The 12,115-nt window shown below is 51.6% G+C and carries 12 protein-coding genes and 1 tRNA gene; 7 read left to right on the top strand and 6 right to left on the bottom strand.

Features of this window, described 5'->3' with window-relative positions; genetic code table 11:
* The 4 genes from CRO05_RS12480 to CRO05_RS12465 form a co-directional block, all read right to left on the bottom strand.
* Entirely contained in the window at window positions 1–1,221 is a 1,221-nt protein-coding gene (locus tag CRO05_RS12480; RefSeq protein ID WP_097067465.1) for a porin, read from the bottom strand.
* Complete coding sequence (locus tag CRO05_RS12475) at window positions 1,202–1,651, bottom strand: substrate-binding domain-containing protein (protein ID WP_235001429.1); 450 nt, start codon at window positions 1,649–1,651, stop codon at window positions 1,202–1,204. The genes CRO05_RS12480 and CRO05_RS12475 overlap by 20 nt, the downstream gene beginning before the upstream one ends.
* 124 nt (window positions 1,652–1,775) lie before the next feature.
* The gene (locus CRO05_RS12470) at window positions 1,776–2,576 is read right to left on the bottom strand and encodes a PEP-CTERM/exosortase system-associated acyltransferase (protein ID WP_097067463.1); all 801 of its coding nucleotides are present in this window, start codon (window positions 2,574–2,576) and stop codon (window positions 1,776–1,778) included.
* Window positions 2,577–3,666: 1,090 nt separating this feature from the next.
* A tRNA-Leu gene (locus tag CRO05_RS12465) sits at window positions 3,667–3,753 on the bottom strand.
* Between the two features lie 58 nt (window positions 3,754–3,811).
* Here CRO05_RS12465 and rnr point away from each other — a divergent pair.
* The 7 genes from rnr to dnaB all read left to right on the top strand — a co-directional run bounded on the left by rnr (window position 3,812) and on the right by dnaB (window position 10,023).
* A complete protein-coding gene (gene rnr / locus CRO05_RS12460) occupies window positions 3,812–6,016 on the top strand; it encodes a ribonuclease R (protein ID WP_097067462.1) in 2,205 nt (734 codons plus the stop codon).
* A gap of 86 nt (window positions 6,017–6,102) precedes the next feature.
* Entirely contained in the window at window positions 6,103–6,846 is a 744-nt protein-coding gene (gene rlmB / locus CRO05_RS12455) for a 23S rRNA (guanosine(2251)-2'-O)-methyltransferase RlmB (RefSeq protein ID WP_097067461.1), read from the top strand.
* A 193-nt stretch (window positions 6,847–7,039) separates the two neighbouring features.
* Window positions 7,040–7,417: a 30S ribosomal protein S6 gene (rpsF, locus tag CRO05_RS12450; protein ID WP_097067460.1), complete on the top strand. Its 378-nt coding sequence runs from the start codon at window positions 7,040–7,042 to the stop codon at window positions 7,415–7,417.
* A gap of 13 nt (window positions 7,418–7,430) precedes the next feature.
* The gene (gene priB / locus CRO05_RS12445; protein WP_097067459.1) at window positions 7,431–7,727 is read left to right on the top strand and encodes a primosomal replication protein N; all 297 of its coding nucleotides are present in this window, start codon (window positions 7,431–7,433) and stop codon (window positions 7,725–7,727) included.
* A 33-nt stretch (window positions 7,728–7,760) separates the two neighbouring features.
* Window positions 7,761–8,045: a 30S ribosomal protein S18 gene (rpsR, locus tag CRO05_RS12440; RefSeq protein WP_097067458.1), complete on the top strand. Its 285-nt coding sequence runs from the start codon at window positions 7,761–7,763 to the stop codon at window positions 8,043–8,045.
* 11 nt (window positions 8,046–8,056) lie between these two features.
* Entirely contained in the window at window positions 8,057–8,512 is a 456-nt protein-coding gene (gene rplI / locus CRO05_RS12435) for a 50S ribosomal protein L9 (protein WP_097067457.1), read from the top strand.
* 122 nt (window positions 8,513–8,634) lie between these two features.
* Window positions 8,635–10,023 (top strand): replicative DNA helicase, encoded by a 1,389-nt coding sequence (gene dnaB, locus CRO05_RS12430; RefSeq protein ID WP_097067456.1) that lies wholly within the window; start codon window positions 8,635–8,637, stop codon window positions 10,021–10,023.
* 67 nt (window positions 10,024–10,090) lie between these two features.
* On the opposite strand, the gene CRO05_RS12425 is transcribed toward dnaB, so the two are convergent.
* The gene (locus CRO05_RS12425) at window positions 10,091–11,536 is read right to left on the bottom strand and encodes a PhoH family protein (RefSeq protein ID WP_097067455.1); all 1,446 of its coding nucleotides are present in this window, start codon (window positions 11,534–11,536) and stop codon (window positions 10,091–10,093) included.
* Complete coding sequence (locus tag CRO05_RS12420) at window positions 11,526–12,002, bottom strand: peroxiredoxin (protein WP_097067454.1); 477 nt, start codon at window positions 12,000–12,002, stop codon at window positions 11,526–11,528. The genes CRO05_RS12425 and CRO05_RS12420 overlap by 11 nt, the downstream gene beginning before the upstream one ends.
* Window positions 12,003–12,115 lie beyond the last annotated feature (113 nt).

Here is a 12,115-nt window from a genome sequence, read left to right as displayed (position 1 = left end):
CTAGAACCGGTACGAACCGAGGATTGAAAAGAGATCCCAGTGCTGAGACCGGTCAGCGGGATTTGAATTATCCAGCGTCGAGAGCCAAGCGGTGCCATTGACGCGGTGATATTCGGCCCGCAGCATAAACGACGGCGTGATATTCCAGCGCAGGCCGACAGTAATATCCTTGGCGAATCGATTATGCGCTGGGCGTCCGTTGGCGGACGCCCATTTTTTCCCATCACGATCATCGCTATCGATGTGCAGAACATCGTAGCGAACCATCGCTTCCCATTCCGGGGTAATACGATAGGCTCCTTGAAGGTAATAGCTCTCCCCAGTGAAATCCAGGTTGAGTGGAGCTACCCCAAAATTCTTGTACTCGAGGTGGCGTCGCGCATATTCGGCAGTGAGGCTCCAGCGCTCGGCGTTATATTGAGCGGAGAAAATGAGCGGCGTGAAGCGAATAGTGGCCGCTTGAATTATATCCGCTGCCCCCGGGTTATAACCTAAATTGAGCTGCGACCCGCTGAGTGCGAAGCGAAGTTTGCCTTCGTCGAGTTCATAAATTACGCGGCCGATATACGACACTTTCGGGGTAAAGTGACCGGGAAAATCATGTCCCAGGAAGGCCACCTCGGTTTCTGCGCCTCTAACTAATGGACGTGCCGCCCCAAGCTGAAAGGAAATTACTCCCATACTGGAGCGGTGCTCACCATACAAATGTGCGCCGTCCGCGGCGATCGCGAGCTTGCGTGTGCGATCGAAATATATTGATTGCGGTAAGAGTATGCTTGGCCGCGTGAAGGGAACGTCACGCGTGTCATTGTAGAAGCCGAGCGGATTTTTCATTCTGCCCAGTCGTATTCCGAGTTGACTGGTTTCGCCAGAGAGAAAAGTGTAGTCAATAAATCCATAATCGAGCCGGATGTTGCCGGGGCTGCCTTCACCTGCCGTGCGTGATAGCATCTGTGCCGAAAACTGCAGATTGGTCAGAGGGCGCATCGAGGCGTTCAGCCCCAGTTCTCTAAAGTCAAAGCTGCCACTATCAGAAGCACTTTTTCCGAAAACATTATTCTCCGAGCTCTTTAACCATCCCTGACTCGCAAAACCGTGTATCTGTAGGTTCTGCGGCAGCTTTTCGGCTTGAGCAGCAAAACTCCACAGGAAAGCCGGCACGACAACGAGCCTGACAATCCATGGGGAACGGGCGGGGCCGCTATTTGATATGGAGTACATTGACTCTGCCATCCATCATGGATTTATTCAAATAGCCGATTGCTCCAGGCGTGCTGGCAACCCTGGCAAGCATTTCCTCGGGAGAAGCTACCGTATAGGGCGCTTGACCCGTTCCGGAAAATACCAGCCGATCCCAGGCCGAGCGAAGCTGGTACGGAAAGACATTGAGCTTTTCCTTGGAAAAGGCAGTGTGTAAAGGCGCATCATCCGGCATCACAAACACTCGGATTGCCGTACCATCTGGCCACGTATGAAGGCGCATGCCAAAGATGGCACGCAAGGAACCCTTGGAAAGCGTTTTTTCGTTGACGCCGGTGTGGGTTATAATCTCATATTGATCCGTTGCCCGAGCCATGCTTATGGCATATAGCATACTGAGCAACAAGCACACGAATACGATAAAACGGCCAGTATTTTTTTTAATTGCCACGATTTATATTATTGACCCGTCATTTCGTGAGCTGCATTGCAGCCTGGCTGAGGCACCGAGATAGCTAATAGAGTCAACGACAATCTTTGAAATGCACGGGGTTGTGATCGAGGTCGATTTGCTTCTAAGCGATCGCTACTCTGGGGTTTAGCTTCTTAATATTTTGTGCTGATAATTGTCCAATCGGCTTTGTCGGTCCTAGCCGGACCTTGCCGTAATCGGTTATCAATTCCCAAATATCGTGATTATCTACGTAAGTCCTTTCCAGCATCTTGATCAAATCGATGAAGTAAGGCCGGCGTGGACCGTGATAGTCAATCAAGGGTCCAATAGCATCAAATTGCAGGCCGTAGGGGCCCAACAATCTATTCAGTGAGGGATCCATTACCGAGAAGCAGTGTGTAATATTGTTCTGAGCGGACATGCGTATAATGCCAACAACAAGCGCTAGGAGGGGATGAGGGAAACGCCGCTGTTTTTTTCTATCGGTCCCTTCAACAGCTATTTCACTTCCAAACTTTTCGCAATCACCCCTGCGCCGACTGAACCGGCGCACAATTAGTAAGCGCGATATTTCGGCTGCATGTTGTCGAAGAAGCGTGTTGATATCAAAAAGCGCGGGATCAAACCGGGTATGCTCCTCAATGGGAAATGGTATTTCCAGATTCAGCGGAACTGGAAGTATCAAACGCGCAGTTCCTACAAAATCACCAGAGGGGCGGTGACGAAGAAGAATATGAGATGAATGATCGTCATAGCTGTCGCGTTCGTACTCTTCCGGATAGCATGAGGCGTCAAATCCTGGCAGACGCTGCTCTATACACAGCACCCGGTAACGCAGACGAAATACTTCATGCAATAATTCCGGGGAATCGGCATCAATAACTTCAAAGTATTCGTTAAAGGCGGCCACTATGTCATTCATCAGATGAGCTCAGGTAACTTTAATAGAAATCCGCAGATTTTGAAATCGCGTCGCTGTTTATCCACTTCAGTGCACTAGGCTGACCCGGAAACATCTTTGCTTGACTACCGTTTTCTCCAGTTGGAAGCGCTTTTATCAGAAGTCATTACTAGTAGAGCAGAGCAGAGCGGACCGACAAAACTACGTTGTCTTTACGTAGAAAAAAATTTAGAAAAAAACCGTGTTCCCTTGTTCCCTTGTGGAGGCAATAGTACGTATTTTTTTGGCTTGTCAAGTATAACGGCACAAACTGCCTCATCTTTTGCCGCTGGTTGCACAGCAATGGCGTTGCCTGCGTTTTCCGCTTATTTTCACCGGGCGAGTTGTGCGGCATGACTGGCCTTCTCTCTGCCATGGATCGTTGGATTCTGCATCCGCCCGCGCTGTTGCTGGCATGGCGCCAATATAACGGCGTAGCATAATGAGTAGAATGTTCGGGATAAGGGGCTTGGGAAGCGCAGGGCCGCGAAGTGCGTTGCTCATTATCGGACAGGATTGTGTTCTGAACTCAAGTTGATCAATGCGTGCCATAACGCTTCGATAGTCGGCATTTTAGTGGCCTGGAGTCAGATTGAAGCATGGACGGCATAAGCTTTCATCTCTCGGAGGACGCATGTTTTCAGCCATCTATTATTGTTGATCGGGGAATATGCTATGAGACAATGGATTGAGTTTCATGAATAGCTGTAAGATTTTACAGCTAGGAATTGCTTGAATCGGCGGTAATCAACCACTGTGGCTGATTCAGGGGAAATGCGGGATTATCCGTGCAGGATTTCTGTTTAGCTGCTAAATTGATAAAGGGCCACCCAAGACTGATGCATTTCTGCCCAAATCGAAGCTGGCACGAATGTTTTTGTCGCAGCATCGTCAGTTGCACGATATATCAGCCCACGTCGGCATGGCAGTACAAGTACTCAACTCTTATTCGATACCCGACTGTACTGCCTGCTATAATTTTAACGCCGAACTGATACCACAAATGAAAAACGGCCCAGTTCTGGGCAAATGCGGATTCCCCGAATTTGACTGGAATGCGTGTTCTGAATAGTGGTGCCCAGAAGAGGACTCGAACCTCCACAGTGTTGCCACCGCTAGGACCTGAACCTAGTGCGTCTACCAATTCCGCCATCTGGGCAATGGTGCGTCTTGTCCGGATATGGGACAGAGGCGCAATTTTATAGGAAATCATCGCTTTGTCAATTAAGAAGAAACGTAAACTCCGCGATCTGGATCCTGAGCTTGAGCGCGAAAAGGCCCGCTACGGCCATGCGCTGCCGAGCAGAGAATTTATACTCCAAATCCTGGAAGAGCAGGGCGTTCCGGTAAACGAGAAAGCGCTGCAGAGCCTGCTCGAAATCGCCGAGGAAGAACACGAAATTTTCGGTCGCCGTATTTCCGCGATGTTACGCGAGGGTCAGATCATGCGTAACCGCAAGGGCGATATCTGTGTGGTCGAGAAGCTCGATCTTATCAAGGGGAAGGTTCAGGGGCATCCGGATGGTTTCGGCTTCCTGATGTCCGACGATGGCAGTCCGGATTTATTCCTGAGCGCCAAGGAAATGCACAAGGCGCTGCATGGCGACCGCGTAATGGTGCGAGAAATCGGTGTGGACAGGCGTGGACGCAGGGAAGGAACTATTGTTGAGGTGTTGGAGCGTGCTGTCACGCAGCTGGTCGGGCGATTGCACGACGATCACGGAATTCTGTTTGTGGAGGCCGAGAACAGACGTATCAGTCAGGATATCCTGATACCCAGGGAAGAATCCATGAACGCGAAGGCGGGCAAGGTGGTGATGGTCGAAATCATCCAGCAGCCAAGTAAACACGCTCAGCCCATTGGCCGTATCGTCGAAATTCTGGGTGAATATACAGCGCCTGGAATGGAGATCGAAATTGCCCTGCGCAAACATGACCTGCCTCATCAGTTTCCGCCGGAAGTGGAAAAACGTTCCGCCAAATTCCCCGACAAAGTGCTGAAAAAAGATCTGATGGAGAGGGAGGATATCCGGCATTTGCCGCTGGTGACAATAGATGGGGAAACCGCGCGAGATTTTGACGACGCGGTGTATTGCGAGCGTGACGGAAAGAATTACAAACTATATGTCGCCATCGCTGATGTCAGTCACTATGTGAACTCTCGTGATGCGCTCGATCTGGAGGCATTCAATCGCGGTAACTCAGTCTATTTCCCTCGCCGAGTAATCCCGATGTTGCCGGAAGCGCTTTCCAATGGTTTGTGTTCGCTTAATCCGCAAGTGGAGCGTTTGTGCATGGTATGCGAAATCAATCTCGATGCAACCGGCAATTTTCGCGAGTACCGTTTCTATCCAGCGGTGATGTTTTCCCATGCCCGGCTCACGTATACCAAAGTCGCGGCCATGCTGGACAATCCCAAGGGTGAGGACGCGAAGCAATATAAAAGCCTCCTGCCGCATATCCAATTGCTCTACAAGTTATTTAAAGTGTTGTTGAAAGCGCGAGGTAAGCGTGGCGCAATCGATTTTGAAACTATTGAAACCCAGATGATTTTCAACGATCAGGGTAAAATCGAGCGTATTCTCCCCGTGAAGCGCAACGATGCCCATCGTCTGATCGAGGAATGTATGCTGGCCGCCAATGTATGTGCGTCGGATTTCTTGCAGAAGCACAAACAGCCTACGCTTTATCGCATTCACGAAGGCCCCACGCCCGAAAAGCTGGTTGCCTTGCGTGATTTCCTCAAGGAATTCGGCGTGCAGCTAAGCGGTGGCGATGAGCCCCACGCCAAGGACTATGCCAAGACGTTGACCAAAATCAAGGATAGGCCGGATGCGCAACTGTTGCAGACCGTAATGCTGCGGTCCTTGCGTCAGGCGGTTTACAGTCCGGACAACGTTGGCCATTTTGGTCTTGCATACGAATCTTATACCCATTTCACTTCGCCAATCAGGCGTTACCCCGACCTGCTGGTGCACCGCGCGATCAAGGCCGTGCTGAAGGAGACAGTATATTCCCCCGGAAACTGGCATGAACTGGGCGCGCATTGCTCCCAGACGGAGCGCCGTGCGGATGATGCCAGCCGCGATGTAGAGATATGGCTTAAATGCTATTACATGCAGGATAGAATCGGTGAATCCTTTGACGGCGTCATCAGCGCCGTAACCGGTTTTGGCCTTTTCGTGGCGTTGGATGGCATTTATGTGGAAGGGCTGGTGCATATTTCAGAGCTGCCCAGCGACTATTTCCATTTCGATGCCGCCAAGCATAGATTGTTGGGCGAGCGCAGCGGTAAGCGCTATCGCCTGGGCGACCGGCTCAGGGTCACACTGGTGCGAGTCGACCTTGAATCCAGCAAGATCGATTTTGTCCTGGCCGAAAATCGCGGACCGGATTCAGCGGATTCAGAAGCCAGGAGCTAACGATGAGGCGTCATATCGCCTCGTGTTCTTGATCGGTCAGAGTACGGCATTCTGGCCCATTCAGTTGTTCAATTGTTCTCTTTTGTATGTCCAACACTCGTTTTATATTCGGCTTCCACGCCATTACAAGCCGCTTGCGGCAGAATCCAGCCAGCATCAAGGAAATTTTTCTTGATGCTGGCCGGTATGACCAGCGTGCGCGTGATCTGGCGAAGCTTGCTGAAACCCAGGATGTGCGGTTGATCCCATGCGATAACGCAAGGCTTGCTGCAATGGCGGGCGACGCGCGCCATCAGGGGGTTGCAGCATGTGTAGACGCTTCCCGCAGTCATGTGGATATCGAAGACGTACTCGACACGCTCACCGAACCGGCATTGCTGCTGGTACTGGACGGTATACAGGACCCGCATAATCTGGGTGCCTGCTTGCGCGTGGCTGATGCCTTCGGCGCTCATGCTGTAGTCGCGCCGAAAGACCGCGCTGTCGGACTCACAGCGACAGTACACAAAGTGGCAAGTGGTGCGGCCGATGCCGTGCCCTATATTTCCGTGACCAATCTTGCCCGTACCTTGCGGGAACTGAAGCAGTATGGCGTCTCGATAATTGGCGCTACTGCCGATGCGGACAGTAGCCTCGACTCGGTCAGGCTTGGCGGACCTATCGCCTGGGTGCTTGGCGGGGAAGGGAAAGGGATACGCCGACTGACACGTGAAACTTGCGACCAGCTTGTTTCCATTCCCATGCTGGGCAGCGTGGAGAGCCTTAATGTCTCTGTCAGTGCCGGCATATGCCTTTTTGAGACACGCCGGCAACGCGGTGCGCGTACATGAAGCGCCCGGGCCCCTGAAAGTACCTTCGCAAAGCTCCCGTCCCGCTTCCTGCAGGACTTATTCGCAGTTTCTTGATGCCGCTTTGAAATATTTGCAATTGATATTCTTTTCCCGGTTGAGTATAGTACTGGCTCTTCAACCCCTTGTCTCACCGTGTTCGCATCACGGGAGGCTTTACCCATAAGGAGACTGCATGCGACATTACGAAATCGTTTTTATTGTCCATCCCGATCAGAGCGAGCAGGTTCCCGCGATGATCGAGCGATACCGCGGCATAGTCACGGCCAGGAATGGCCAGGTTCATCGCCTGGAGGACTGGGGGCGCCGCCAGCTCACCTACCTGATCCAGAAGGTTCACAAGGCACATTACGTTTTGATGAATATCGAATGTGATCAGGAAACACTGGACGAACTGGATCATGCATTCAAGTTCAACGACGCGATATTGCGTCATCTCACCATTAAGATGGATGGACCGGTCACTGCTCCATCACCGATGATGCGCGAGGAAAAGGCCAGGCCAGCTTCGCCGGCAACCGAGGAGCTTAGAGAAACCACGCTTGCAACCTGAGCTGGCAGGTTAATTGAACTGTAACCAGACTGTAATTTGCGGCAAGCTTATCGATATCAGTGGTCTGCGGTACACACCAGCAGGCGTGGCCGTAGCCGAACTCAGGATCAGTCACGTCTCGCGTCAAATCGAAGCAGGTAAACCGCGTCAGGTAGAGTGCGAGATCCCCGCAGTGGCGCTCGCGCAGATGGCTGAAACCATCGCCCGCATAACGCCGGGTACCATGGTGAAGCTGGCCGGTTTTCTGGCAAAAAAGAGCCGCATGAGTTTGCAACTGGTGTTGCATGTGAACAAGATCGATTTTATTTAAATGTAGATATCATTTAAAGGAACAGGAAAAATTATGGCTCGTTTTATATCAAGACGTAAGGATGGCAAGGACAAAGACAAGGACAAAAAGGCCAGCCGCCCGTTATTCAAGCGCAGGAAATTCTGCCGTTTCACTGCAGAAGGCATAAAGACGGTGGATTACAAGGATATCGAGTTGTTGAAAGACTTCATCAACGAAAATGGCAAAATCATTCCTGCTCGCATTACCGGCACCAAATCGCGTTATCAGCGCCAGCTGAGTACGGCTGTAGAGCGTGCGCGCTTTCTCGCATTGCTTCCTTACACCGATTTGCACTGAGGAGCGATAATATGCAGATCATACTAATGGAAAAAGTTGTCAACCTCGGCCAGTTGGGTGATGTTGTCAAAGTAAAAAACGGATACGCGCGAAATTTCCTTATTCCGAAAGGCAAGGCAAAGCGGGCAACGCAGGCAGCTATTGCCGAGTTCGAGGCAAAGCGAGCAGAATTGGAAAAAACCCAGTCGGAAGTATTGGCTGCTGCTCAGGCTCGTGCAGCTAAACTGGACGGCTTGATGGTGCAGATTACCCAGAAAGCCGGGGTAGACGGCAAACTGTTTGGTTCGGTCACTAACGCTGATATCGAGGAGGCGCTGAAAGCCCAGGGCTTCGAGATTGAGCGATCAATGATACGTATGCCGCAAGGGTCGCTAAAGCAGGTGGGCGACCATCCGGTGACTATTGCATTGCACAGTGAGGTGCTGGCAAACATTGTGGTCTCCGTTCTGGGCGAAGCCGCTTCCTGAAATCGGTTCCATTCAGCAAACGATAAAAGGGCTGTTGACAGCCCTTTTTCGTTTTTCCCATATTGTCATCTCGCCCGGATGGTAAAATCCTTATCGACTTTGTAACATCAACTGGATCCCCCATGGCTCAATTCCTCACCGCGGCCACCAACGACCAGGCGCTTGAATCCTACAAAATGCCGCCGCACTCGGTTGAAGCGGAGCAATCTGTACTAGGCGGGCTGATGCTTGATAATTATGCCTGGGACAAGATAGCTGACGTCATCACCGAGGATGATTTCTACCGGCAGGATCATCGGCTCATTTATCGCCATATCTGCAAGCTGGTTGAACACAGTAAACCCGCGGACGTGGTGACAGTCGCTGAGTCGCTCGAAATATCAGCCGAACTGCAAAACGTAGGTGGATTGGCTTACGTTGGGGTGATCGTTCAAAACACTCCGTCCGCAGCCAACATTCGGCGCTATGCAGAAATCGTGCGCGAGCGGGCAGTGATGCGCAAGCTTGCTCAGATCGGTTCGGAAATCTGCGACTCTGCGTATAATCCGGCCGGGCGATCCGCAGCGAATTTGCTGGATGAAGCCGAAGCCAGGGTATTTGAGATTGCCGAGGCGGGAGCACGGGGAAAGCAGGGCTTTGTCGATATTCAGCCACTCCTCAAGCAGGTCGTGGAGCGTATCGAGACACTCTACAATCAGGATAATCCCAGCGATGTCACTGGAATCGCTACCGGATTTCACGATCTCGACCAGAAAACGTCCGGCTTTCAGCCGGGCGACCTGGTCATTGTCGCTGGCAGGCCGTCCATGGGCAAGACCGCCTTCGCGCTTAATATCTCGGAACATGTCGCACTGATGCTGGAAAAGCCGGTCGCGGTGTTCAGCATGGAAATGGGCGGGGCGCAGCTGGCAATGCGGATGTTGGGCTCAGTGGGACGCCTGGATCAGCACAAGGTGCGTACCGGCCGTTTGCAGGACGAGGATTGGTCCAAGCTGACCCATGCACTAGGCAAGCTGAGCGATGCACCCCTTTTTATTGACGAAAGTGCGGCATTGAATGCGCTGGAATTGAGAGCGCGGGCCCGACGGCTTCATCGTCAGCACGGCGAACTGGGATTGATCGTAGTGGATTATTTGCAACTCATGTCCGCCACCGGCCAGGGCGAGAATCGGGCGACCGAAATTTCAGAAATATCACGTTCGCTCAAAGCACTGGCGAAGGAACTCCAGGTGCCCGTCGTCGCGTTATCGCAATTGAATCGCAGCCTGGAGCAGCGCCCCAACAAGCGCCCTGTGATGTCGGATTTGCGCGAATCCGGCGCTATCGAACAGGATGCCGATCTGATTCTTTTCATCTATCGGGACGAAGTCTACAATCCCGATACGCAGGACAAGGGAATCGCCGAAATCATTATAGGCAAACAGCGGAACGGGCCGATTGGGAAAGTCGACCTTACCTTCCTGGGCGAATACACCAGATTTGAGAGCTACGCCAAATCGGGGCATTATTAGGCAACGCCTGAATCAGTCCCTTGTGTATGGGCGTTTGATGGGTCATCAATACTTGGAATGAAAACCGTTACAGTACCTCCGCCGCATAATCCGCCAGCCTGGAGCGTTCGCCGCGTTGAAGGGTCACGTGCCCGCTGTGGTTCCATCCCTTGAACCGATCCACCACATAAGTCAATCCTGAGCTTCCCTCGGACAGATAAGGCGTGTCTATCTGGGCAATATTGCCCAGACACACTACCTTGGTCGCGGGACCGGCGCGGGTAATGAGTGTCTTCATCTGCTTGGGCGTGAGGTTTTGCGCCTCATCGATTATCAGAAACTTATTGATGAAAGTGCGGCCACGCATAAAATTGAGCGACTTGATTTTGATGCGTGAGCGAATCAGATCAAGCGTGGCGGCGCGCCCCCATTCTCCCGCACTGTTGTCCGTCTTGTTGAGTACATCCAGGTTATCCTCCAGCGCACCCATCCACGGCGTCATTTTTTCTTCTTCGGTGCCTGGCAGGAATCCGATATCCTCACCTACCGGCACCGTAACACGCGTCATGATGATCTCGGAGTAAACCTTGTGCTCGAGCGTTTGCATCAGGCCGGCCGCAAGCGTAAGTAACGTTTTGCCTGTACCGGCCTGTCCCAGCAGCGTGACAAAATCCACGTCCGGATTCATCAGTAAATTCAGCGCAAAATTCTGCTCACGGTTGCGCGCGGTGATTCCCCAGACGTTGTTCTTATGGTGTGTATATTCCTTGAGAGTTTGCAGAACCGCGGTTCTGCCGCTGTGCTCTTTGACCTGGGCATAGAACGGCTTGTCGTGCTCCAGGTAAACAAACTGGTTGATCATGAAGTTCGCGCATAGCGGTCCGTTCACGCGATAGAACGTAGAACCGGATTGCTGCCATGACTCCATTTCCTTGCCGTGCTTGTCCCAGAAATCTGCCGGTAATTCCTGTATTCCTGAAAAGAGAAGATCAGTGTCCTCCAGGACCTTATCATTGAAATAATCCTCTGCCGCCAGTCCCAGTGCACGCGCCTTGATACGCATGTTGATGTCTTTGGAAACCAGTGCAACAGTCCGGTTCTGATAGGTTTCGTGCAAGAACTTCACCACGCCGATTATTTGATTATCGGCACTGCCACTAGCCAGTCGCATGGGCAAAACACTGCTGATCGCCTGGGTCTGAAGGAACAATCTGCCGGTTGCGCTCTTGGTGCCATGCGATTGCAACGGAATGCCCTCGTCAATGTCGGTTATGGCACTACTGACGATCTCGTCCAGAAAACGACTGGTTTGACGGGCGTTTCGAGCCACCTCCGACATTCCTTTCTTGTTATTGTCGAGTTCTTCGAGGATAACCATGGGAATATAAACATCGTGTTCCTGAAAACGGAACAGGCTGGTGGGGTCATGCATCAGCACATTGCTGTCGAGTACGAATAGCTTGGGATTGGTTCTTAAATGCGTAATTGTGGAAACGGAAGAGGCTCGGGGAGAAGTCGGTTTTCTAGGACTCATGACTTTCTCTGGGCAAGGTTTTCACGTACTCCAGCACTTCCTGAACATGGCCGGCGACCTTGACTCCTCGCCATTCCCTCCGCAATATTCCTTTCCCATCAACTACGAAAGTGCTGCGGTCGATGCCACGGACCTGCTTGCCATACATGTTTTTCATCTTCATGACGTCGAACAGCTTGCAAGCCGTTTCGTCAGCATCGCTCAACAGTTCGAAAGGGAAACCCATCTTCATCTTGAAATTTTCATGTGATTTGATGCTGTCTCGCGAGATACCCACAATATCGCAGTCGAGTTTGGTGAATTCCGTGTAAGCATCACGGAACTCCTGGCCCTCGGTAGTGCAACCGGGCGTGTTGTCCTTGGGATAAAAATAAATTACCAGATTTTTTCCGGAGACTGTGGATAAGCGGAACGTCTTATTATTGGTGGAAGGAAGCTCAAAATCGGGGACAGGTTGATTTAGCATGGAAAAGGCTCGTTTTTAAAAAGACTTGCTTGCGGGATTTTTTTCATTTTTCATGTTAACAAAAAGATGGCATAAAGCAAATGTCAGGCATCAGGTCAGCCCTTAGCAAAGCT

It is taken from the genome of Nitrosovibrio sp. Nv4 (assembly GCF_900215485.1).
GTDB lineage: Bacteria > Pseudomonadota > Gammaproteobacteria > Burkholderiales > Nitrosomonadaceae > Nitrosospira.
This window is presented reverse-complemented; position numbering and strand designations above follow the sequence as displayed.

Coding starts and splice junctions, on each gene's coding strand:
- CRO05_RS12480 (WP_097067465.1), bottom strand. CDS start 1,221: ATGTACTCCATATCAAATAGCGGCCCCGCCCGTTCCCCATGGATTGTC.
- CRO05_RS12470 (WP_097067463.1), bottom strand. CDS start 2,576: ATGAATGACATAGTGGCCGCCTTTAACGAATACTTTGAAGTTATTGAT.
- rlmB (WP_097067461.1), top strand. CDS start 6,103: ATGTCCAACACTCGTTTTATATTCGGCTTCCACGCCATTACAAGCCGC.
- rpsF (WP_097067460.1), top strand. CDS start 7,040: ATGCGACATTACGAAATCGTTTTTATTGTCCATCCCGATCAGAGCGAG.
- rpsR (WP_097067458.1), top strand. CDS start 7,761: ATGGCTCGTTTTATATCAAGACGTAAGGATGGCAAGGACAAAGACAAG.
- rplI (WP_097067457.1), top strand. CDS start 8,057: ATGCAGATCATACTAATGGAAAAAGTTGTCAACCTCGGCCAGTTGGGT.
- dnaB (WP_097067456.1), top strand. CDS start 8,635: ATGGCTCAATTCCTCACCGCGGCCACCAACGACCAGGCGCTTGAATCC.
- CRO05_RS12425 (WP_097067455.1), bottom strand. CDS start 11,536: ATGAGTCCTAGAAAACCGACTTCTCCCCGAGCCTCTTCCGTTTCCACA.
- CRO05_RS12420 (WP_097067454.1), bottom strand. CDS start 12,002: ATGCTAAATCAACCTGTCCCCGATTTTGAGCTTCCTTCCACCAATAAT.